Genomic DNA, 23,494 nt, shown 5'->3' with positions numbered 1-23,494 from the left:
TGATCCAAACTGGAAAAATATTTGTGCTCAAAACGCTATGGAAGCTTACTCCATGGCGTTTTTTGTCGAATTACAACTGGGAATAGTTCCATGGTCCTGTTCAGAATCGGTTCAGAATGACTCGTTATACTGAGCATGTAGTTGTTCAAATTTGAAATGTATACGAGGAGGAACATGAATTGAAGGGGAAACAAAACAAAAAACGGCTTAAGCCGATATTGAAAAAAAGCATGTTGACTGCGCTCGGGCTGGGCATTGCGTTGCCTATAGGTGGAATGCTTCCTCAGGTCAATGCGGGAGCGGCTGGCTCAGATATCATTATTTCACGACCTGTACTTAGTGAGTATATTCACTGGCTTAACCAATCATCAGAAGATCCGGATTTTCATTCGATAAGGCCTTTGACTTCAATTGAAGCCTCGGATAAAACGGTGTTAATTGATTTAAGCAATCATTTTCCATCCGAGAAATTCGATACGATTAAGGCTTATTCATATGATGCTAATAATGGTAATGTTGCTGAAGTATATGTAGATGCAAATAATAAATTGGTGGTTATTCCCTATTCATCCGGTGCTGTCACTATTACGATAACAGCCAATCACATTGCATCACAGACTACAGTTACGGATAACATCCAGCTGTTCATCAGTAAACAAGGCGATGTGAATAATGATGGCAAAGTGAATTCTTCGGATGCAGCAGCGCTATTGAAACATCTTCGTAACGAATTGAACCGCAGTTCCTATTCTGCTGTTGAGATGAATCGGATGGATATCGACCGTGACGGAGAAGTTTTTTGGTCTGATCCTCAGGCTTTGCTGGAAGGCTATGCGGATACAACGCTTGGTGCCAAGGATAACCGTTATGTATTGACATTTAAGCAAGTGGACGATGCACCGTATGCATTGAATGCTCAACTAATCGGTGAGATGAAGACCGGGGTCAAGATAACCAGTACAGTCGAATACTTTGACGCAGATGGTGATTACCCTAATACGACGCTGTATCAATGGTACCAGGGTTCTGATGCAACGGGAGCAGATAAGACAGAGATCGTGGGAGCAACAAGCTCTGAGTACACTATTACTGCGAGCGACTTGGGAAAATACCTTTTCCTTGAAATCACACCTCAATCTACTTCTGATGAGCAATTCCGAGGAAGAACAGTAACAATTGTTGGCAAACAAGCTGTTGAAGGACCTCCACCACCCCCTTGATCTTAAGTATGGGATAAAAATCACGTTCATCAGTGCCATCTACAAAGAATACAGACTATGGAGGTTATTACATGTTTCAACCGAAAAAGAAACGTCCAAGAATCAGAAAAACAATGTCAGGTCTGATCGCACTGACGTTACTCTCGTCACTCGTATTACCGAGTGTAGCAGGAGCAGAGCCGATGGAACCTTCGCGGGTACAGTTTACGGATGTCAGTGTACAAGCTGGTCAAAGCGTTCATGTTCCTGTGACGTTAAAACAACCCGATTACAGCGCAGTTACCGCGTATAATATGCAGATTGATTATGATTCGTCTGCACTGGAGATCGTACGTATCACGCCTAAATATGTCGGTAGCAATTTTCCATCCATAGTGGAAAACAATGAAGCAAACTTCCAGTACAAGATTGATAATAAAGCTGGCTGGGTACGGATCATCTGGGCAGATTTCACTGCAGGTGATCATCCAGTACCTGTGGAACAGCAACTGTTTGATATTGAGGTCAAAGCCAAAAATAATGCGGCTGCAGGAACGAAAAGACTCACGGTTAATCGTGAGGATGCAGAACATTGGAGTTTCACAAACGTAGATTATGAAAACTACACTGAATTGTCCGGTGGAACAATCACAATTACAGCAGCAAACTCAGGTGGCGACAATTCTGGCTCGACACCTACACCGAATCCTGGTAACTCTTCGGGTGGAGGAGGAGGAAGTATATCACCAACTTCACCAGTCGTTACCCCAGTTCCATCCACTCCGGCGGTAACCAAAGGTGTAGACATCTATGTGAACGGACAGAAGCAGGAACAATCAGCGACGGCTACCACATCAACGGTAAACAATCAGGTTACCACCACTGTTCGTGTGGATAATGACAAAGTCATCAATCAGATTGGAAGTGGACTAAGAACGTTACTGCTGCCGATTACAGGCACTGGCAAGGGCGCGGTCGTTGGTGAACTGAACGGCAAACTTGTCAAAACGATGGAAGGTAGTAATGCCGAAGTTGTTATTCAGACTGACAGCGGTACGTACACACTTCCAGCTAATCAGATTCAGGTAGATCATGTTCTGAACCAATTCGGAAGCACGGTTCCATTGGAAGATATCACAATCCAAATCGCTATTGTGCCTAGTGCCACATCTAAACAAACAGCAATTCAGGCCGCAGCGGACAAGCTGGAGAACACTACGGTGGTTGCAACTCCGGTTGATTTTGAAGTAAAAGCCATCTGGAATGGACAACAAGTCAATGTGGATCGTTTCAACTCTTATGTAGAGCGCTCTATTACTTTGCCAGAGGGTGTCGATGGTTCAAAGATCACGACAGGAGTTGTGCTTCAGCCGGATGGCAGCCTTCTGCATGTACCGACCAAGGTTATCAAAGGTAACGGGCAAGATTCTGCTATTATTAACAGCTTGACGAACAGCACTTATGCGCTGATCTATCATCCGGCAACATTCAGCGATGTATCAAGTCACTGGAGTCGTGATGACGTACAGGATCTGGCATCCCGTCTGATCGTACAAGGTACTGGTGAGAACGTATTTGCGCCGGACCGGAGTATTACGCGGGCAGAGTTTACGGCTGTTTTGTTAAGAGGTTTGGGTCTGCACTCCCCGATTAGCACAGAAACAGCATCATTCACGGATGTGAAGACAGGCAGCTGGTATGAGGATGAGGTTCAGACGGCTGTGTCCTACGGCCTGATCTCAGGTTATGCTGACGACAGCTTCCGTCCGAACAACGAAATTTCTCGTGCTGAAGCGCTGACCATTGTGTCACGTGCGATGAAACTGGTCGGTCTGGCACAGGCAGATGCGTCAGAGACAACAAGTCTGCTGAGTACATATAGCGATAGCGCTAAAGTACAGGCATGGGCAGCTGAGCCGGTTGCATCGGCGATTAAACAAGAGCTGGTACAAGGTGCTGATGGCAAGCTGATGACAGATGCAGATATTAGTCGTGCTCAATCGGCGGCGATTGTGAAAAGGCTGCTGGCAAAAGCCGGATTAATCTAATCAAATGTTGGACACCTACACTTACTTGAAATGATATATTTCAAGCAAGCTGTAGGTGTTTTTTTGTATATAGTTCTTTTGAACAACCTCTTATAGGTGCAATGGTCCAGTTCATTATCAGTTCATACTGATTTGTTACGATATGAGCATCAAATAGATAGATATTGTGCATGATCAGGAGAGGAAGAGATTCATATGAAAATATTAGAAGTTAAAAATGTGAAGAAATCATACACGTTATATGGAAAAGAAAGAGTTCCGGTACTCCACGGTTTGAACTTAAGTTTTGAGACAGGGGAATTTGTCTCCATCCTCGGCGAATCTGGCTGTGGTAAGTCGACACTGATGAATATCATTGGTGGTATGGACTCCGACTATGAAGGGGACGTTGTTGTTCGTGGCAAGAACTTAAGTGCCATGACAGAGAAGGAAATGGATGATTATCGGAAGAATAATATCGGCTTTGTCTTTCAAAATTTCAATCTGATCCCGCATCTGTCTGTCCTCGAAAATGTGACGATTGCGATGCAAATGACGGATACCAATGAGAAGGAGCGGAACCAACGTGCCGTTGATATATTAACAGAGGTTGGACTGAAAGATCATCTGAACAAACGTCCCAACCAGTTATCCGGGGGGCAGAAGCAACGGGTTTCCATCGCACGTGCGTTGTCCAACAATCCCGATATTATTTTGGCTGATGAACCGACGGGTGCTCTGGATAGGGAAAACGGAGATCAAATCCTCGCTCTGCTCGACAGTATAGCCAAAAAGGGAATGCTGGTGATTGCCGTAACTCACTCGCAGAAAGTCGCTGACTCTGGTACACGTATTGTGAAGGTTGAAGAGGGGCGCATTAGTGACGATATTCACCTGAAAGATCCTTCTACGGCTGTTTACGAGAGTGGTCAGGATTCTTCCCGGAGCCTGAGCTTGCTTGCTTCATTCAAGATGGCACTCAAAAATATGAAACTCAACGGCAAGCGTAATGTACTGGTAGCATTGGGTGGATCTATAGGTATATTAAGTGTACTCCTAATGCTCTCCTTGGGGAATGGAATAACGACGTATATGAATGACGAAATCAATTCAAGTATGGACCCTTTGCTCGTGGATATAACAAAGCCGAGTGAAGAAGCCAAGGATATGCAAGGCCCGGAAGCTTTGATGGCCCCAGGTGAACCGTTCACCGAAGCTGATATCGAGACGATCCGAAATTTCCCTAATGTAGATCATGTAGAGACAATTACGACCATTACAGGCCAATCGACTATGGTGAATGAAAAACAAAGTGTAGGACTCACGCAGTTAACAACGTTAACGGATGCTTTTGATCCAGCATTGATAACAACGGGTGTTCTGCCGGCAGAAAATGAGATGTTGTTACCCCTCGATACGGCGAAACAATTAAGCGGAAATGACCAAGCTGAATCCATGATCGGCAAGTCCGTGTTTTTATATATCAACGAGATGGATGGCAATAATAAACCAGTAACGTTGGAGAAAGAAGTAACGATCTCAGGGATCTATGAAGCCGCAGATCAACGATCTCCCATGCAACAATCGCCTGGATACATTTCATCAGAGACGTTGGAGCAAATGTATACAGACAAAGGAATAACAATCGGGCCGATTCAGGTTAACGCCTATGCAACCGATATGAAATATGTAAATGATATCAATGAAGCTGCTGTTGATGCTGGCTTCGCAGGTTCCCAGATGGCCAAGGTCATGGAAAATATCACGACATATGTAAGTATGGCTTCCATTGTACTTGCGGGTATTGCAGGTATTTCGTTGATCGTATCCGGTATTATGATACTGGTAGTACTCTATATTAGTGTCGTGGAACGGACAAAGGAGATCGGAATTCTTCGGGCGATTGGAGCAAGAAAGAAAGATATCAAGCGAATATTCTTCTCCGAATCTGCCTTATTAGGCGTATTTAGTGGTATTATTGCGGTAATCTTTGCAGTGATCATTAGTTATGTATTAAACATTCTTTTGGACAATGCGTTTGGAGCCAAACTCATTAATCTCTCGGGATATTATATCTTGTTTGGTATCGTAGTAAGTACAGCGATTAGTATTGTGGCCGGTTTGATGCCATCATCAAAAGCGGCGAAGCTGGACCCGATGGAATCCTTGCGATACGAATAAATATCAATTTTGGAAAGGATAATGGCTGCATGAACACAATTCTGGTGGTGGACGATGATTCCCATATCCGCAAATTAATCCGAATCTATCTTGAAAAGAATCAATTTTCCGTGCTGGAAGCGCCAGACGGTCAAGACGCGTTAGATATCCTCTCGCATACGAAAGTTGATCTGGCGATTGTGGATGTGATGATGCCGCGAATAGACGGTATTGAACTAACGGAAGATATTCGGTCTTATCTGGATATTCCAATCCTGATGGTGACAGCCAAGGGAGAATCTAAGGACAAAGTCAGAGGATTTAATGCCGGGTCAGACGATTACCTGGTTAAACCGTTTGATCCTGTGGAGTTAATCTTGCGTGTAAAATCGTTACTGAAACGATATAACAAAAGTTCATCAAACATGATTCAGATCAGCGGTGTAACGATTGATTTGGGCAATCTGATGGTTGTTTCGGATGGACAAACTATCGAATTGAAAAAGAAGGAATGTGAATTGTTATTTTCTCTGGCGAGTTCGCCAGGGAAAATATTCACACGTACACAGCTTATAGATGACATATGGGGCATCGATTACGAAGGAGATGAGCGTACAGTTGATGTACATATCAAACGGTTAAGGGAACGTCTTGAGCCTGTACCTGAGCTAGTGATCTCAACGATAAGAGGACTCGGTTATCGGCTGGAGCGGGCATGAAAATGTTTAGGAAAAGCCTGCGAATTCGCATCGTAGCTACGTTTATCGGGATTGTTCTGGTGAGTTTAATTCTCTCCTTTATGATAAATAACGGGTCCCAAGAAAAGACACCAAATCGTTTTATGGTTACTTTTGCTCAAGATCTCGCTACACTGATTAACCTGATCGATGATCCGGAAAAAGTGAAATCAAGCTTGGATATTTTTGCTCGCTACGGCTTAAATATCACTCCTGTGAATGAACAAAGTGAAGTGTTATCTTCCTTGCCAGAGGACAAAGTTCATTCGTTATTTGAAACGGGTACAACCGATGCAATGTTTATGTCCAGTAAAGATGGAATTGCGACCATAGGTGTTCCCGGAACAAACGAGGGGATTGGCACATTTCTGATTCAAAGTGATTTCACCTCTCTTTTTCATACACTGCGAAACACGCTCTTAACCTCACTGTTAACGGTTCTGGTCATTGGTAGCTTATTAATCCTGTTCATGTCCGGGTACATTGTGAAACCGATTAAGAGATTAACGTTTGCAGCGAAAGAGATGTCATCAGGTGACCTGTCGGTCCGCTTGAAACATAATAATCAGGATGAGTTTGGGGAACTGATGGAGAGCTTTAATCATATGGCCAGTGAGTTGCAAAAAATCGATTCGGTTCGTGATGACTTTGTCAGCAACGTCTCTCATGAAATGCAGTCTCCGCTCACATCGATCAGAGGGTTTACCAGAGCACTACAAGATGGTGTTATTCCATTAGAAGAGCAGAAAGAGCATCTGGATATTATCTATGAGGAAACGCTGCGCTTATCGAGGCTCAGTGATAATCTGCTTCGGCTAGCTTCGCTGGATTCGGAGCATCATCCGGTTCATTTCACCACGTTCCAGGTAGATGAACAATTAAGAAGGGCGATCTTACTGGCGGAGCCGCAGTGGGCGCAGAAGGACATACAAATCGAGTTGGACTTGTTGCCCTGTGAGATCACAGTGGACAAAGATTTGTTTGATCAGGTCTGGCAGAATTTAATAAACAATGCGATCAAATACACCGGTCCTAAAGGTATCATTCATGTCGAAATTGAGACGTCACCTTCATTCGTGAAGGTATTGATTAGAGATTCTGGACAAGGAATACCTGAGGAAGCTCTCCCGTATATCTTTGATCGATTCTACATGGTGGACAAAGCGCGGAGCAGTTCGCTTCGAGGTAATGGATTAGGGTTGTCCATTGTCATTAAAATCTTGAAATTGCATCAATGTACAATTGATGTAGAGAGCGAAGTAGGGAAAGGTACGCAGTTTATTGTCACGATCCCCAGATCGACCATTATATCTTAAGGCAAGTCAGAAAATAGAGAGCAGCAATATGGAAACAATCAGTCCCTGTGCGTTCAGGATTCAGATTGCTGCCATATTGCTTTTTTGATATCTCTATTCGCGACAAAATTTCACATATAGTTTTGTTTAGCAGTGGATCATTTGATAAAATAGAAGAGACGTTATGTGAATCTATGAACTTAATCAATTTATCATACACAGAATGGAGCCATCCAATGAAATATCGCAATATGGAAGATTGTATTAACGATCTGGAGCAGCACGGTCATTTGATTCGGGTTAAAGAAGAGGTTGATCCTCATCTGGAGATGGCAGCGATCCACATGAAAGTGCACGAGGCTAAAGGCCCGGCGTTGTTATTCGAAAATGTAAAAGGCTCAAAGTTCCAGGCTGTGTCGAATCTGTTTGGCACGGTGGAACGAAGCAAGTTCATGTTCCGCGGTACGCTGGAAGGCGTACAACGGGTCATGGCAGTTCGTGACGATCCCATGAAGGCGCTTAAGACGCCATTTCAGCACGTCCAAACAGGTCTAGCTGCATGGCAGGCACTGCCAAAACAGAAGTCTATTAGCCTGCCGGTGTCCGCGCAAGAGATTCAAATCTCGGATCTGCCGCTCATCAAACACTGGCCTATGGACGGTGGGGCATTTGTGACGCTACCACAGGTTTATTCGGAAGATCCGGACAAACCAGGAATCATGAATTCAAACTTGGGGATGTACCGGGTTCAACTGGATGGCAATGATTTTGAAATGAACAAGGAAATTGGATTACACTATCAGATTCATCGCGGAATCGGTATACATCAAGCCAAAGCGGTGAAAAAGGGAGAACCACTAAAAGTGAGTATTTTCATTGGGGGTCCACCTGCACATACACTTTCAGCGGTTATGCCTTTACCTGAAGGACTTAGTGAGATGACATTTGCCGGTTTGCTCGCCGGACGTCGCTTCCGGTACAGTTACAAGGACGGGTATTGTATTAGCAATGATGCCGATTTTGTCATCACGGGTGATATCTATCCAGGCGAGACAAAACCCGAAGGTCCGTTCGGTGATCATCTGGGTTATTACAGTCTGACACATGAATTCCCGCTAATGCGTGTGCATAAAGTCTATGCCAAACCGAATGCTATATGGCCGTTTACGGTTGTAGGTCGTCCACCGCAAGAGGATACGGCTTTTGGTGATTTGATTCATGAGATTACAGGAGACGCGATCAAACAGGAGATTCCAGGTGTCAAAGAAGTGCATGCGGTCGATGCGGCAGGGGTCCATCCATTGCTGTTCGCCATTGGTAGTGAACGTTACACGCCGTATCAGGCGGTGAAGCAGCCGACAGAGTTGCTTACGATTGCCAATCGTATTTTGGGTACGGGTCAGCTCAGTCTGGCGAAGTATCTGTTTATTACTGCTGAGGATCAACAGCCTTTGGACACCCATAAGGAAGTTGAATTTCTGACCTATATTTTAGAGCGCATGAATATGCAGCGGGATATTCATTTCCATACCCATACGACGATTGATACATTGGATTACTCGGGTACAGGGCTGAACAGCGGTAGCAAAGTTGTTTTTGCAGCCTATGGCGACAAGATTCGGGAGCTGTGTTCGGAAGTGCCAGAGTCTTTGGAAAACATTCGTGGTTATGAGAATCCGCAGCTCATCATGCCGGGTATCGTTTCAATCCAGACATCGGCCTTCACGAGTTATGCGGATACAGCACAGGAAATGCAAGCATTCACGTCTCTATTGAAAGAACAAGGAGGTCTGGACTCGTGTCCGATGATCATTCTATGTGACGACAGTTCGTTCCTGAGTGCTAACCTCAGCAACTTCTTATGGGCAACCTTTACTCGCAGCAACCCTTCACATGACATGTACGGGGTTAATGGCGGATATGACCACAAGCATTGGGGCTGTGATCAGGTGATTATTGATGCACGTACCAAACCCCATCAGGCACCGCCGCTGATTCCCGATGCTTCGGTCGAGAAGAGCATTGAACGATTTTTTGTTAAAGGTGCTAGTCTGGGTTCGATCAAAATCTAATTTGAGATGTTTTGAAGAAGTTCAAACGGAGCGTTTGAACTTCTTTGGTTTACTCTGATACGGCAATGAGGCACAAAAGTGTGTAAAAGTTTAAAACCGGGACTAATTTGGATATTGGAGTGAGGATAAAGTCTTAGGCTTTCGTATTTACCATTGTGATTAAGGTCGTTTGAACTATGTATGAAATGAAGAATTATAACGATATAAAGAAGTATAGGTATTTTTGTGGCCCCGTTCCGTTGGGTGCTGTTACTATAATGAATTGTTCAGGGGGAATACCGATTTGAGAATCCATATTATGAACCTGCAAGACGGAGACCGTCTAACTGCGGATACATTCAGCGATGCAGGATTACACGTTCTCGGGAAGGGAACTGTGATCAAAGGTGAGGATATCACCTTGCTTATGCAGCACCGTGTAGATTATGTAGATATTGAATCACGCGAGGAGGAAATCACTGAAGCAGAATTTTTTGCTGCAGCCGCCAAGCATGCTTCCGGGATAAGTACGAAGGAAGAACCGCCTGAAGAAGAGCTGAAGTCCCAATTTATTCAGACTGTACATAATTATCAAAATGCTTTTCTCGAAGCTCTGACCGTTGGCAAGTTCAACGCCACCATGGTGGATGATGCACTGCAACCGATGGTTGAGGGACTGGATGAGCAGAAAGATGTCGTTCATCTCCTGATGATGCTGGAGCGGGATGACGTCAATAACTATACACATTCAATCCAGGTAGGATTGTTGTCATTCTACCTCGCGAATTGGCTTGGTTATTCTCAGAAGGAGAGTTATCAGATTAGTCGCGGTGGTTACCTGCATGACATTGGAAAGTGCAAAGTATCCCACCGGATTCGGAACAAAACAGAACCGTTGACGGCTGATGAGCAGCTTGAAATGCAGCGTCACACCATATATGGTCATGAAATTATCAAAAATTCCATGACGGATGAAGCGACAGCACTGGTTGCTCTACAGCATCACGAGCGGGAAGATGGGTCGGGTTATCCGATGCAACTTGAGAAAAGTGAAATTCATCCATATACACAGATTGTATCTGTAGCGGATATTTATATAGGCATGAGATCAGGGAATCACGGAGGAAGCAATCCAAATCTGATCAACAACCTTAGAGATATCTATGGAATGGGATTTGGTAAATTGAATGAAAAACCGGTTCAGGCATTGATGCAACATTTGCTTCCTAATTTCATCGGGAAACAGGTACTGCTCAGCAATGGAGAAAAAGGTGTTATTGTCATGAACAATACGTCTGATATTTTCAAACCACTCATCAAAGTGGAGTCCGAAGAATATCGCGATCTCTCCAAAGAGCGTACGCTTGCCATTGATGAATTGCTTATTTAATCTAAATATGATTTGTATTCCTTACTTATATTGAGAACGGGCCTCCTGTACTAAGACAGGGGACCCGTTTTTTGTTATATCATCCTAGATGTGTTGTTCGGCCAAGGAAGCAAGCGTATACTTTGTAAAGACCTTATTTTTCCTGCCAAGGAGCGATCACCATGATTGAAGTGACAACCGAGATTACGATACATGCCTCGATTGAACGGTGCTTTGACTATGCCCGGGATATTGATATACATACTCAGACCGTCTGGCAACATACGAGAGAGCGAGCAGTTGCAGGAGTAACCACAGGAAGAATTGGAGCAGGGGGTACAGTTACATTTCAGGCTACTCATTTTGGTGTCAGACAGAAGCTGAAGTCCCGGATCGTGCAGTTTGAACGACCTTTACTTTTTGTGGATCAGATGGAGAAAGGGGCTTTCAAGAGCATGCGACATGAACATCATTTCAGCGAAATTGGGGATCAGATGACTTGCATGAGAGACACACTTCGATTCGAAGCTCCACTTGGATTGCTGGGATGGGTAACGGAACGACTTGTGCTGAAGAGATACATGCAGGCATTTCTGGAAAGTCGCAATCGTAAGCTCAAAGATATGCTTGAGCAGTAGCCAGAATTGAATGGATAGAGGAGAGAAGACGTTTGATGGATAATGAATATTTTGTAGGTTGGGGCACCCTTGCCTTGATTAATGCCGGACTGGCACAGGGAAAAAACAGAAGTGGTCGGAACTGGTTTCTGATTTCCCTGTTATTTGGTCCGTTAGCAACCCTCTTTATTGTAGTGTGGAATAAACTGGACTAATTCAACGATCGAAGTTCCGATGCATATAACGATCGATCATCCAGAACACAAGGGCTGCTGCACTAACGCCAGCACCTAACCAGCATACGGCAGTCCAGCCCGCCCATGCATACACTTGGGTAGAAATGATGGAGCCAATCGCACTGCCGATGGAATAAAAGATCATATAAGCTGCCGTCAGGCGGCTCTGTGCTTCGGGGCGAACTTCGTAGATCAGGCTCTGGTTGGTAACATGTACGGCCTGCACGGCGAGATCGAGCAGGATAACGCCCAGGATCAGAAACCAGAGAGAATGATGGACATAACCGATGGGCAGCCAGGACAAGAGCAGAATGACAAGGGCGACACCGGTTGTTTTCTGCCCAAGGCCCCGGTCGGCAAGTTTACCTGCACGGGCAGCAGCCAATGCTCCCGCCGCTCCTGCGAGACCGAATACACCTATGACTGTATGAGACAGGGACAGTGGAGGGCTACTTAGTGGCAGTACCATAGAAGTCCATAAGATGCTGAAGGCTGTAAAAATCAGCATGGCCAGCACACCTCGTACTCGTAACACATGCAACTCACGGTACAGTTGCAAGACGGAACCGAGTAATTGGAAGTAGCTTTGTTTCACTTGTGGGGATTGTTGCCTTGGGAGAACAAAAAATAAGACGACAATTCCGAGTAATGTAAGGCTGGCAGAGAAGAGATATACCGATCTCCACCCGAACCAATCGTTCAGCGTACCTGCAACCGTTCGTGCAAGTAAAATGCCAATGACGATTCCGCTGGTTACCTGCCCGACAATGCGACCACGTTCGGAAGGGGCTGCCAAGTGTGCAGCAAAGGCAACGAGCGTTTGCGTAATGACGGCTAATAAACCAACGACAGCCATGCCCGTGAATAAAAGTGAGCTGGATTGTGCAGTTCCTACGAGAACCAGTGCAAGCACGGATAAGAGCATTTGAATGATGATCAGCTTGCGGCGATTTAAGAGGTCACCAAGCGGAACAAGAAGGAACAGCCCCAAGGCATAACATATTTGAGTCACTGTGATGACAATCCCTATAGACGATGGAGAGAGGCTGAATTCTTGAGCGATGGAGTCCAGCAAAGGCTGAGCATAATAGATATTGGCGACCGCAAGTCCGCTGCACACGGCAAAGAGAAGAGCAACTAACCGTGACATGGCAGGACGATCCTTATTGGATAATAATTGTGCATCTGGAGAAGAAGTTTGCATAAATGGATGTCACCTTTCTATTCTGTACTGATTGGTATGTTATGTTTCGGGATAACCATACTTTATTTGCGTGAATTCTGTCAACAGAGAATTGGGTGAGGGTTAAACTGAAGATTATTTACCCAGAGAATACGACGATAAAATAACCATACGATCGCTTTTATTCCAGATTTTTCGATTCATTTATAGTTAAAAACTCCTTTCCGGTTATTAGGTTTTGACTTTGTAATAAGAGTGAGATTACAATATAATAAATACTGATCGATACATAAAGAGGTGAATTGTATGGTTAGACAACGGGAATTTGATACGGATAAAGCACTCGATGCAGCGATGCATACGTTTTGGGACAAAGGGTTCGAAGCGGCATCTTTAAATGACTTGACGACCGCAATGGGCATACAACGTCCCAGTCTGTACGCGGCTTTTGGTGATAAAAAGGAATTATTCGAAACAGCACTTCGCAGGTATACCACTCAGCATGCGGCCCAAGTCAGAGCCAGACTTCAACAGGGCTCCTCCGTGCGGGAAGCCTTTCGTGGATTGTTTGAACATATTGGAGCAGAGGGCAGTGTGACCGAGCCTAGTCACGGCTGTTTTTGCATTAATACGATGGTTGAGCTGGCTCCACATGATCCCAAATTCGCTGTCCTTACACGGGAGCATCAGATGTACCTGGGTGTTCTTTTCAAAGAAACGATAGAACGAGGGCAACAGAGCGGGGAATTGTCTACTGACATGAACGCGAGTGCGGTCGCACAGTCTCTGGTTGTATCCATGATTGGACTGACTGTACTGATGAAATCAGGACCGGACCGCTTGTTTGTAGAGCAAAGCATCCAGGTTACGCTGTCTTTGTTACAGTAATTGGGATTTATTCTGTTTAAAGTGATGCGGAGTTGCTACATTATATATAAATTGAACTTAACATTTACACAAAACGGAGAGGACAGAAATAAGCTGAGGAAGCGCAGCGTTCGCCTAAAAGCTTTCTGGAAGAAAGCTACATCGGAAGCATAAGCTTATCCCCGGATTTTTCCTTTATAAAAAGGAATCGAAGAAAATCTGGGGATAACAGCGATCAGAAGGTTGTTCTGTCATTGGAGTGACTAGTGTAAATATTCTTTAGTTTAATTTATATAGACAAGAATTGAGCAGATATAGGAGGAGATCAGAAATGAATACGAAGTTGCGCTGTGCCGTATTGGATGACTATCAGTACGTTGCGCTGACGTCGGCGGACTGGGGTCCGTTGATGGATCAGGTGGAGATTCAGACATTCAACAACTATATGGGCTCGGAAGAAAAAGTCATTCAGGAATTGCAGGATTTCGATATTGTGGTCCTGATGCGGGAACGTACACCGTTTCCGGAGAAGGTCATTTCGCAGCTCCCTAATCTCAAACTTCTGATTACAAGTGGTATGCGCAATGCATCGATAGATCTCAAGGCTGCAGAGAAGAACGGCATCATTGTGTGTGGAACCGGGGGAAGCTCTAATCCGCCGACGGAGCTTACATGGGCACTGATTCTGGGGCTCTCCAGACAACTGGTTACGGAAAATAATGCACTTCGCTCCAATCGAAACTGGCAGAGCACAGTAGGATTGGATCTGCATGGGAGAACACTTGGATTGCTTGGTTTGGGCAAGATAGGTACTCGCATGGCTGAGATCGCACAAGCATTTGGCATGAATGTGATGGCCTGGAGCGAGAATCTGACACAAGAGAAAGCCGAAAAACATGGTGTCATCTGGTCCGAGACCAAGGAGCAATTGCTTGCAGAGAGCGACATCGTATCCATTCATCTGGTGTTAAGTGATCGTACGCGGAATCTGATCGGACAAGCCGAATTTCAACTAATGAAATCGAGTGCGCTACTCATCAATACGTCCCGAGCGGGCATTGTCGATCAGGAAGCTATGGTGGAGGCATTGCAGAGTGGTGTGATTGCTGGTGCAGGCCTGGATGTATATGAGCAGGAACCGCTACCAGTTAACCATGTGATGCGAACATTGCCCAACGTCCTGGCAACACCGCATCTGGGTTATGTGACTCGTGGCAATTATGAGATCTATTATAATCATACCGTAGAGAATATAGCGATGTTCCTGAAGGGAACACCGATCAGGCAACTGCTTTCTTAGAATGAACGTATGCGGAGTATGACTCTGCTATAGTTATATAGAATCAACGACAAATAAGGTGCTGCCAGGAAAGAGTTAGACCTGAGCAACACCTTTTTAGTATATCTGTGTAGAAAACAAATGAAGGGATGGATGTAAAATACATCCTATCCTGCTGACCCATCCCCCTCACCAAACTTAACTGTGTGGTCCTCGCTGGGAAGAATGAATCATGGCTACGCTTGATTCACGAACGATTAAGCGTGGTTCAAACTGGATGTGTTCGTAATCGGTCGTATTCATCTCCCGAATTCGTTTTAACAACAGCTCGGTAGCAAGTCTGGCAACTTCTTCGCCCATTATGGAGACGGAACTAATCTGAGGAGACGTGACGGTCGTCCATTGATTGTTATCCACACCCACAACAGCCACATCTTCAGGTACACGAACCCCTAACTCCTTGAACCGATTAACCAATCCGATGGCAACCATATCATTAATGGCATAGACGGCATCTGGCATATGCGTAAGTCCGTAGAAATAATCTGCAGCATTGGCACCCGTATTTAATGAAAAGTCCTCGCCAAAGTATACGAGAGAAATATCCACATGGCCTACGGCTTGCTCATAAGCACGGAAGCGTTCTTCAATAATGTCCTTGGGTGCTCCTGCATATGCAATTCGAGTTCGACCGATCTTGAACAGATGTTCCATTACCAATTTGCCTTCAGGTTGAGACAGAGAGACGATATCCGCTTTCATACCCGGTTCCAGTTTCTTGCCGTAATTAATCATGGAGATAGGGAGCGGCGCCTTATCAATCAGTCCGGGTAACGTTTTGGGGTACGCCAGAGGCATGAAGATCAGTCCGTCCACATGCAATTTTTTGACATTACGAATGGTTTCCAACTCTGTTCTGGCATTGCCTGCCGTATTGATCTGCACGACATGGTACCCATGCTGCTTCGCCGTTTGCTCTACAGACCAGGAGATTTCCGGAATGATGGCGTTACGTATGTCGGGGACCACGAGCGCGATCTGGTGCGTTTGCCGGATTTTCAGACTCTGTGCCGAGGTGTTGGGTACAAACCCCAGTTCTTCAATGGCCTGCATCACTTTATCTCGTGTTTTACTACTTATGCCTTCTGAATTGTTGATGGCTCGGGATACGGTAGCGATGCCCACGCCAGCACGCTCTGCAACGTCCTTAATCGTAAGTTTCTGTTCTTTCCTCAATGTACGGTTACCTCACTTTATCGGAAACGATTCCGAATTATTAGGAATATGTATGAACTTCACGATAGTTATATAACTTGATTATAACATTTGAGCCATGAAGTATCCCGTGAATGGACCAGATTAATGCCGAGGTATGATTATATTTCATTTAGTCTACAATATTATTTACCGTGATATATCTTAATAACATGGATTATATCCTTTGGGACGCTGCTAAGAAAACTTGAATTAAAGTATAAGCATTCTAAAGTGAACTCGATATGATCACGAAATAGACATATTAGTGGAGAAATATGTTTGACAGCGTATCTAAAATGTGACATATTTAATTTACGGAAACGTTTCCGATTATATCACAAATTATGATCTGGGAGATGAAATGGATGAAAGCATTACGTTGGCATGGAGTCAAAGATTTACGTCTCGAAAATATTAATGAACCTCAGCCTGAAGAAGGAAAGGTCAAAATAAAAGTGGAATGGTGCGGTATCTGCGGCAGTGATTTGCACGAGTACACAGCAGGTCCAATCTTCATTCCCGCTCAAGCACCGCATCCGCTAACAGGGGAACAAGCGCCTATAGTTATGGGACATGAATTCTCAGGACAGGTGGTTGAAGTAGGGGAAGGTGTTACACGTTTCAAGGCAGGCGATCGTGTTGTGGTAGAACCCATTTATGCATGTGGACACTGCGAAGCTTGTAAACAGGGCAGATACAATCTGTGCGATCAGATGGGTTTCCTTGGACTCGCTGGAGGCGGAGGAGGATTCTCCGAGTATGTAACTGCTGCAGAAAACATGGTACATGCCATTCCGGATTCAATCTCGTATGAGCAAGGTGCGTTGGTTGAACCTTCAGCTGTAGCACTTCACGCTGTGCGCCAAAGCAAGCTGAAAGTGGGAGATACGGCAGCTGTGTTTGGAGCAGGCCCAATCGGGCTACTGGTCATTGAAGCACTTAAAGCTTCGGGAGCATCGGATATTTATGTGGTGGAGTTATCGGATGAACGGAAAGCAAAAGCCGAAGAACTCGGTGCCATTGTGATTGATCCAATGCAGTTTAATGTCGTGGAAGAGATCCATCAACGTACACAAGGTGGCGTTAACGTAGCCTATGAAGTAACCGGTGTTCCACGTGTCCTGCAACAAGCCATCGATTCAACACGTATTGGTGGAGAGTTGATGATCGTCAGTATTTTTGAACAGGAAGCACCCATTCACCCGAACTCGATTGTCATGAAAGAGCGTACGGTCAATGGCATTATCGGTTATCGCGATGTCTTCCCGGCGGTGATCAGTCTGATGGATAAAGGTTTCTTCCCGGCTGACAAGCTGGTGACCAAACGAATTTCGTTGGATGAAGTGGTAGAGCATGGATTTGAAGCACTGTTGAAAGAGAAAAATCAGGTTAAGATTTTGGTAAAAGCAGAATAGAACCATAGGCAGTAAGAGCGAGTAGACAACACATCAATGATGTGATTGTCTACTTTTTTTTGTATAGATCGGGCGGAATTTGTATCATCTTGGTGTGAAGGTAAATATTGTGAAACGATGAAGGAGGAAGCGGACATGCAGAGACATGCGAAATGGACAGCGATGATTTTGACCATCGTCGCTGGAGTGAGCTGGATGCTAATGGGGAACTCCAAGCCAAAAAACACCACGTCAACGAGTCAACCCCCTGCGACGGAACGTGGGCTTGCCAAGGTGTCGAATGCACCGATCAGTTCAGCCGATGTAACGTCGAAGATCGAACTGCTAGGCAGACCTTTTACCAAAACACCATATGCTAATAACGTCTGGGACATGCAACTGTACAACGGCAAGATATATTTGGGCCACGGGAACATTAGCAATCTGGGCGTAGCTCCAAATTCAGGTCCTATTCCAGTCATTTATTATGATACAGCGAATACAAAATTTAAAACCCAGTCGGTGACTAACAGCAACCCGGGCATTTTGCCATCAACGAAGATGTATGTGGATGAGGAACAGATTTACATTTACAGAGTACTGAACGACAAGTTATATATCCCTAGCAATGATTCAGATAGTGAGAAATGGGAACTGGGCAACTTCTACCGTTTGGATGGAGAGGTATAGCCGGGGGCGTGTTCAATGATGGGCAGGTGCTGCCCAAATCCTTAAATGTCATGACCGACATCAATCAGGCAAGGCGAGTTAATCTCCCGGATGCCAAAGCGCCAATCTGTATATCAATCGGGTCTACCAATCCACTGACCTGCCAACATGGAATGAGATTTTACGTTTTAACCAGGACACCTATGCCAAGTCATTTGAAGAGAACAAGGGTGACTTCTACTTCGGTCTGGGTACCGATCCGGATGTGTTATCAACTTCATCAGGGAAATTGCTTCGAGTGAATCGCAGTGATATCCCCGTGAATGCTAATTAAATTGGAAGGAAGATTATGGATTATATACTATGATACATCCACATTATTGGTGACCGGTAAGTTTGAACGCCCAACTTCGAAAATTTGAAAATAAAATTAAGAAACTATAAAATGGATAGAGAAATAATCCTAAACCAGTCAACTGGATTACACGTGTTACAATATACAAAAGCATGTCGCATTTCATGTGGATGCGGAGTTCCACACTTCCAATTGCAAAGGAGAAATGTACTATGAACGTACCTTCAGCATTATTCAAACCGTTCACCTCGGACAAGCTAACATTGTCTAATCGAATCGTTATGGCACCCATGACTCGCGGATTCTCACCAGAGGGCGTACCTGGACCAGAAGTTGCTGAATATTACCGTCGCAGAGCAGCAGGTGGAGTGGGGCTCATCATAACGGAAGGTACAGGCATTAATCATCCATCTTCGGTTAGTGGAGCGAGTATTCCATTATTCCATGGTGAACATTCGTTGCAAGGATGGGCTAATGTAGTGAAAGCAGTACATGAAGCGGATGGCAAAATCATGCCACAATTGTGGCATGTGGGTACAGCACGTCGTTCCGGTGATTTGCCTAACGCAGAAGCTGAGCCTGTAAGTCCGTCAGGGGTTAGCATGGCAGGTGAACCATCACGTGAACCATTAACGGAAGAGGAGATTCAAGGTCTTGTACAGGCATATGCTCAAGCGGCAGCGGATGCACAGCGAATCGGGTTTGACGGCATTGAACTGCATGGAGCCCATGGATACCTGATTGACCAATTCTTCTGGGAGCAGACGAATCGACGGACCGACAATTATGGTGGTGACTTGGTACGGCGAACCCAATTTGCGGTTGAAGTGATTGAAGCTTGTCGTGCAGCGGTTGGTCCTGATTTCCCGATTGTGCTCCGGTTCTCCCAATGGAAGATGGGGAATTATGAGGCACGTCTGGTGGAGACGCCAGAACAATTGGAGCAATTCCTGGCCCCACTTAGTGCTGCTGGCGTGGATATATTCCATTGCTCTACACGCCGGTTCTGGTTACCGGAATTCGAAGGATCTGAGCTGAATCTTGCGGGTTGGACGCAAAAAATAACCGGTAAACCAGCTATTTCAGTTGGATCGGTAGGTCTTGAAGCTGAATTTGTAGACAGAGCAACCGAGAACCAGGGAACAGGGGATGCCCATTTGGATCTATTAAATGAGAAGTTGGAGAACAATGAATTTGACTTGATCGCCTTGGGGCGTGTTCTGCTTAGTGATCCCGAATGGCCTGCCAAAGTTCGTGAAGGTCGCATATCCGAAATCATTCCATTTACAACGGAAGTGTTGCAAACACTCCATTAATAGAAGCCTAAGAACGTTTGGTGAAAGGTGAACCAACGCCGAACGGCGACGATTTACAACGAAAAATGAAACAAAAACGAACAAATAGGCCGCCTTTGGGCGGCTTTTTCAACTACCTATACTAATAATTTCAACATATGAAAAATTCACAATAGAAAATCATTTTCTGCACCGCTGCACCTGTTTATTACTTCCATACACCCCGCACGCGCGTAGTCACAACACCATTTAGTTCCATATTTCAGGTTCTATAGCAACCATTTTTTTCGCTGCATATATGTCAGCACAACGATTCAATCCTCAGAAGCGCTCATTTTGAAAATCATTCACCTTGTGATAAGGTTAGGCCTGAACCTTTGAATTACCAAGATGACATTACATAAGGAGGATGAATATCCTTGTACAACTATAGGTACACCTCGAACAATAAATGGAGAAAACCACTGCATATGCTGTGTCTTCTGCTGGGGATCGTTCTGCTTTTATCGGCATGTGGCCAAGCACAGAAACCTTCCTCCGCAACGGACTCGAACACTGGCTCGAACACAGAGCAATCTTCCTCATCGCCGGAGCAGAATACCGCTTCACCGCAGGAAGAAGTACCAGAAGAAGTCGATCCGGTGCAGGAGCAGCTCAGTTCATTAACGTTAGAAGAGAAGATTGGACAGATGATACTGGCCGGTGTTCAAGGGACAACGTTGGATGATCAAGCCAAACAGATGATTACGAATCAAAAGGTAGGGGGCATTATTTTCTATGCCAACAATGTATCAACACTCGAGGGAACAGCCAAGTTTGTGAAGTCCATCAAGGAAGCGAATCAGTCCAACCCGGTACCGATCTTCATGAGTGTGGATCAGGAGGGCGGCAAAGTGAGTCGTATGCCGGAGACGGTAGAATCCATTCCTTCCAGTAGAAAAGTAGGCGAGACAAAAGATAGTGCGCTTGCTGAAACGATGGGCGAATTGTTGGCGAGACAGGTTCAGCTTGCGGGTTTTAATGTGGACTTTGCTCCTGTGCTGGATGTGAACAGTAACCCGAAGAACCCGGTGATTGGAGATCGTTCATTCGGCAGCTCGGCAGAACTGGTGTCACGTATGGGGATTGCAGAGATGAAGGGACTACGTAGTGAAGACATTATTCCGGTAGTGAAGCATTTTCCGGGTCATGGTGATACGTCCGTGGACTCCCATCTTGATCTGCCTGTTGTGAACAAAACGGAAAAACAACTGGCCGAGCTTGAATGGATTCCGTTCCAGGCCGCAGTGAAGGAGCAGGTAGAGGCGGTCATGGTTGCACACATTTTGTTCCCGAAGCTTGACCCGGATCATCCAGCCTCCTTATCGGATGTCATTATTGGTGAACATTTGCGCGGGAAGTTCAATTATGATGGTGTTGTCATCACAGATGACCTGAGTATGGGTGCAATCGCGAAGAACTTCAAGTTGGATCAAGCAGCCCTAGCAACGGTTAAAGCAGGAAGTGACATTCTGTTGGTAGCTCACAGTTATGAGAGTGCCAAGACGATTTTTGATACGCTAATAAGTGCAGTGAAGTCAGGCAAGATCACCGAGTCCCGAATTGATAAAAGTGTATATCGTATCCTGGCATTGAAGCAACAATACAAGTTATCGGATGATCAGAAAGCTTCCGGAGACCTGAAGCAATTGAATGCAGATATTGTGGATTGGCGTAAGCAAATCGATGCTCGATAATAAATCCTGTGTTATGATTTTGCCAGAGGTGAGATCCAATAATGTATACCATTATGATAATAGAGGACGATCCCAAGATTGCGGGGTTATTGAAATCTCATATTGAGCGCTACGGGGACCGGGCCGTTCTGGTCGAGGATTTTGAGATGATTGTACAACAGTTTGAGCAGGTACAGCCACATGTGGTACTTCTGGATATCAACTTGCCCAGTTACGATGGTTTCTATTGGTGCCGCCAGATTCGTACGCTGTCCACATGTCCCATTTTGTTTATCTCCGCGCGGAGTGGGAAGATGGATCAGGTCATGGCACTGGAGAACGGGGCGGATGATTATATCACGAAGCCATTTGAGCATGAGATTGTTATAGCGAAAATTCGAAGTCAGCTGCGCCGGGTATATGGGGACTATGCTGCACGTGACGAAGAACGCAAGGTGGAACTGGACGGCTTGGTCGTGTACTTGGAAAGACTGGAGATTGAGCTTGGTGATCGCAAAGCGCAGCTGACGAAGAAGGAAACGATTCTGCTGGAAACGTTACTGCGCCGCAGTCCAAAGCTTGTGAGCAGAGAGACAATCTTGGAGAAGCTGTGGGATGACTCTTTTGTGGATGACAATACACTCAGCGTTAACGTTACCCGGGTGCGTAAACGATTAGCCGAGCTTGGTATTACGGATGCACTGGAAACGGTCAGAGGTTCTGGTTACCGATTGAACAATACCTGGAAGGCCTCTTCACCATCATGAGATTGTTTATACGAGAACATCTCGCTTTAACTTGCTGGGTTGTTGCCATCTTGTTCACCGTTGTTGCAGTATTCTGGTATGACGGTTACAACGATTGGGTCACGGCTGCTTATGCCGTAGCGTTGGGATTATTTTTATACATCGGATATTTGGTGTATCGTTATTATTCACATCGCTCCTTTTATACCCGGATGTCACGATCGATGGATTCGCTGAAGGAATTTGTACCCTTAAACGAAACAAGTCCTTTATCACTGGCGCTGGAGAAGCTGCTGGATTCACAATACGGCCAGTATCACGCACATCTGCATCGGCTGGAACAGCGGCAGCAAGAATATCTAACGTTCATGAATCAGTGGGTACATCAGATGAAGACACCGTTATCCGTCATTGAGTTGACCGTGGAAGGTCAGGAAGATGATGATCCTCGGCTCGTAAGCATTCGGGAGGAAGCGGACCAGATGAGGCGGGGTTTGGAGACTGTGCTATATGTGGCCCGGTTGGATACCTTCGAACAGGATTTCAGTGTGGAACCTGTGATACTGAAGACCGCTGGGGAAGAAGCGATCCATGAGCTCAAGCGATTCTTTATTCGCAATCACGTCTATCCAGAGATACATATAGATCCTGCGCTGGTTGTGCAATCCGATGCCAAGTGGATTCGTTTTGTCTTGGTACAGTTACTGTCCAATGCAATCAAATATTCCGCGGGCAGCGGGCAAAAGATCTATGTGCGTGCGTATGAAGCCGAACGCTCCATCATACTGGAAGTGCAGGATCAAGGCATCGGGATTCCGAAGTCTGATCTAAACCGGGTATTCCAGCCTTTCTTCACCGGGGAGAACGGGCGACATTTCAAAGAGTCCACAGGCATGGGGCTGTATATTGCCAAAGAGGTGTTAACACGGATGAATCATCGGATTGATCTTGAATCCGTGTACGGCGAAGGAACGACCGTCCGAATTACATTCAACTCCTGAAGTGCAGATTGAAGGTAAGATTGGGACATGAGGTGTGTATTT

19 protein-coding genes are annotated in these 23,494 nt (G+C 45.3%); 17 read left to right on the top strand and 2 right to left on the bottom strand.

The genetic code is table 11. From position 1 onward, the window contains the following. Positions 1-179 precede the first annotated feature (179 nt). From D829_RS0110330 to D829_RS33685, 9 genes are all read left to right on the top strand, one after another. Positions 180-1,220 (top strand): dockerin type I domain-containing protein, encoded by a 1,041-nt coding sequence (locus tag D829_RS0110330; RefSeq protein ID WP_017688812.1) that lies wholly within the window; start codon positions 180-182, stop codon positions 1,218-1,220. A 71-nt stretch (positions 1,221-1,291) separates the two neighbouring features. Then, on the top strand, positions 1,292-3,247 hold the full coding sequence (locus D829_RS30800; protein WP_051153926.1) for an S-layer homology domain-containing protein: 1,956 nt from the start codon (positions 1,292-1,294) through the stop codon (positions 3,245-3,247). Positions 3,248-3,442: 195 nt separating this feature from the next. After that, on the top strand, positions 3,443-5,407 hold the full coding sequence (locus D829_RS0110320; protein ID WP_017688811.1) for an ABC transporter ATP-binding protein/permease: 1,965 nt from the start codon (positions 3,443-3,445) through the stop codon (positions 5,405-5,407). Between the two features lie 29 nt (positions 5,408-5,436). Further along, on the top strand, positions 5,437-6,105 hold the full coding sequence (locus D829_RS0110315) for a response regulator transcription factor (RefSeq protein ID WP_017688810.1): 669 nt from the start codon (positions 5,437-5,439) through the stop codon (positions 6,103-6,105). 2 nt (positions 6,106-6,107) lie between these two features. Beyond that, on the top strand, positions 6,108-7,439 hold the full coding sequence (locus tag D829_RS0110310) for a HAMP domain-containing sensor histidine kinase (protein WP_036660676.1): 1,332 nt from the start codon (positions 6,108-6,110) through the stop codon (positions 7,437-7,439). 215 nt (positions 7,440-7,654) lie between these two features. Continuing rightward, positions 7,655-9,490, top strand: coding sequence for a UbiD family decarboxylase (locus tag D829_RS0110305; protein WP_017688808.1), 1,836 nt, complete (start codon positions 7,655-7,657; stop codon positions 9,488-9,490). A 283-nt stretch (positions 9,491-9,773) separates the two neighbouring features. Continuing rightward, on the top strand, positions 9,774-10,859 hold the full coding sequence (locus D829_RS0110300) for an HD domain-containing phosphohydrolase (RefSeq protein ID WP_017688807.1): 1,086 nt from the start codon (positions 9,774-9,776) through the stop codon (positions 10,857-10,859). Positions 10,860-11,020: 161 nt separating this feature from the next. Then, the gene (locus D829_RS0110295) at positions 11,021-11,476 is read left to right on the top strand and encodes an SRPBCC family protein (RefSeq protein WP_017688806.1); all 456 of its coding nucleotides are present in this window, start codon (positions 11,021-11,023) and stop codon (positions 11,474-11,476) included. Between the two features lie 32 nt (positions 11,477-11,508). Then, entirely contained in the window at positions 11,509-11,670 is a 162-nt protein-coding gene (locus D829_RS33685) for a hypothetical protein (protein WP_155985038.1), read from the top strand. A 1-nt stretch (position 11,671) separates the two neighbouring features. On the opposite strand, the gene D829_RS0110285 is transcribed toward D829_RS33685, so the two are convergent. Beyond that, on the bottom strand, positions 11,672-12,895 hold the full coding sequence (locus tag D829_RS0110285) for an MFS transporter (protein ID WP_017688804.1): 1,224 nt from the start codon (positions 12,893-12,895) through the stop codon (positions 11,672-11,674). Between the two features lie 285 nt (positions 12,896-13,180). Between D829_RS0110285 and D829_RS0110280 the strand changes: the two genes are divergently transcribed. Next, positions 13,181-13,762, top strand: a complete 582-nt coding sequence (locus tag D829_RS0110280) for a TetR/AcrR family transcriptional regulator (protein ID WP_017688803.1) — start codon at positions 13,181-13,183, stop codon at positions 13,760-13,762. A 310-nt stretch (positions 13,763-14,072) separates the two neighbouring features. Then, entirely contained in the window at positions 14,073-15,041 is a 969-nt protein-coding gene (locus D829_RS0110275; protein ID WP_017688802.1) for a D-2-hydroxyacid dehydrogenase family protein, read from the top strand. A gap of 177 nt (positions 15,042-15,218) precedes the next feature. Here the strand turns inward: D829_RS0110275 and D829_RS0110270 are convergent, their stop codons facing one another. Continuing rightward, positions 15,219-16,256: a LacI family DNA-binding transcriptional regulator gene (locus D829_RS0110270; protein ID WP_017688801.1), complete on the bottom strand. Its 1,038-nt coding sequence runs from the start codon at positions 16,254-16,256 to the stop codon at positions 15,219-15,221. Positions 16,257-16,642: 386 nt separating this feature from the next. Here D829_RS0110270 and D829_RS0110265 point away from each other — a divergent pair, with 386 nt between their 5' ends. The 6 genes from D829_RS0110265 to D829_RS0110240 all read left to right on the top strand — a co-directional run bounded on the left by D829_RS0110265 (position 16,643) and on the right by D829_RS0110240 (position 23,452). Then, complete coding sequence (locus D829_RS0110265) at positions 16,643-17,692, top strand: 2,3-butanediol dehydrogenase (RefSeq protein ID WP_017688800.1); 1,050 nt, start codon at positions 16,643-16,645, stop codon at positions 17,690-17,692. A 135-nt stretch (positions 17,693-17,827) separates the two neighbouring features. After that, complete coding sequence (locus tag D829_RS0110260) at positions 17,828-18,361, top strand: hypothetical protein (RefSeq protein ID WP_017688799.1); 534 nt, start codon at positions 17,828-17,830, stop codon at positions 18,359-18,361. A 546-nt stretch (positions 18,362-18,907) separates the two neighbouring features. Further along, complete coding sequence (locus D829_RS0110255) at positions 18,908-20,011, top strand: NADH:flavin oxidoreductase (protein ID WP_017688798.1); 1,104 nt, start codon at positions 18,908-18,910, stop codon at positions 20,009-20,011. Positions 20,012-20,409: 398 nt separating this feature from the next. Next, positions 20,410-21,726, top strand: a complete 1,317-nt coding sequence (gene nagZ / locus D829_RS0110250) for a beta-N-acetylhexosaminidase (protein WP_241230757.1) — start codon at positions 20,410-20,412, stop codon at positions 21,724-21,726. Positions 21,727-21,767: 41 nt separating this feature from the next. Next, complete coding sequence (locus D829_RS0110245) at positions 21,768-22,472, top strand: response regulator transcription factor (protein ID WP_017688796.1); 705 nt, start codon at positions 21,768-21,770, stop codon at positions 22,470-22,472. After that, positions 22,469-23,452 (top strand): sensor histidine kinase, encoded by a 984-nt coding sequence (locus D829_RS0110240; RefSeq protein ID WP_017688795.1) that lies wholly within the window; start codon positions 22,469-22,471, stop codon positions 23,450-23,452. The genes D829_RS0110245 and D829_RS0110240 overlap by 4 nt, the downstream gene beginning before the upstream one ends. Positions 23,453-23,494: the final 42 nt, after the last annotated feature.

The sequence above is a fragment of the Paenibacillus sp. PAMC 26794 genome (genome assembly GCF_000316035.1).
Taxonomy (GTDB): Bacteria; Bacillota; Bacilli; order Paenibacillales; family Paenibacillaceae; genus Paenibacillus.
This window is presented reverse-complemented; position numbering and strand designations above follow the sequence as displayed.

Excerpts from the sequence above, each read along its gene's own strand:
- D829_RS30800 (WP_051153926.1), top strand. The coding sequence starts at position 1,292 with ATGTTTCAACCGAAAAAGAAACGTCCAAGAATCAGAAAAACAATGTCA.
- D829_RS0110320 (WP_017688811.1), top strand. The coding sequence starts at position 3,443 with ATGAAAATATTAGAAGTTAAAAATGTGAAGAAATCATACACGTTATAT.
- D829_RS0110315 (WP_017688810.1), top strand. The coding sequence starts at position 5,437 with ATGAACACAATTCTGGTGGTGGACGATGATTCCCATATCCGCAAATTA.
- D829_RS0110310 (WP_036660676.1), top strand. The coding sequence starts at position 6,108 with ATGTTTAGGAAAAGCCTGCGAATTCGCATCGTAGCTACGTTTATCGGG.
- D829_RS0110305 (WP_017688808.1), top strand. The coding sequence starts at position 7,655 with ATGAAATATCGCAATATGGAAGATTGTATTAACGATCTGGAGCAGCAC.
- D829_RS0110295 (WP_017688806.1), top strand. The coding sequence starts at position 11,021 with ATGATTGAAGTGACAACCGAGATTACGATACATGCCTCGATTGAACGG.
- D829_RS0110285 (WP_017688804.1), bottom strand. The coding sequence starts at position 12,895 with ATGCAAACTTCTTCTCCAGATGCACAATTATTATCCAATAAGGATCGT.
- D829_RS0110280 (WP_017688803.1), top strand. The coding sequence starts at position 13,181 with ATGGTTAGACAACGGGAATTTGATACGGATAAAGCACTCGATGCAGCG.
- D829_RS0110275 (WP_017688802.1), top strand. The coding sequence starts at position 14,073 with ATGAATACGAAGTTGCGCTGTGCCGTATTGGATGACTATCAGTACGTT.
- D829_RS0110265 (WP_017688800.1), top strand. The coding sequence starts at position 16,643 with ATGAAAGCATTACGTTGGCATGGAGTCAAAGATTTACGTCTCGAAAAT.
- D829_RS0110260 (WP_017688799.1), top strand. The coding sequence starts at position 17,828 with ATGCAGAGACATGCGAAATGGACAGCGATGATTTTGACCATCGTCGCT.
- D829_RS0110255 (WP_017688798.1), top strand. The coding sequence starts at position 18,908 with ATGAACGTACCTTCAGCATTATTCAAACCGTTCACCTCGGACAAGCTA.
- D829_RS0110245 (WP_017688796.1), top strand. The coding sequence starts at position 21,768 with ATGTATACCATTATGATAATAGAGGACGATCCCAAGATTGCGGGGTTA.
- D829_RS0110240 (WP_017688795.1), top strand. The coding sequence starts at position 22,469 with ATGAGATTGTTTATACGAGAACATCTCGCTTTAACTTGCTGGGTTGTT.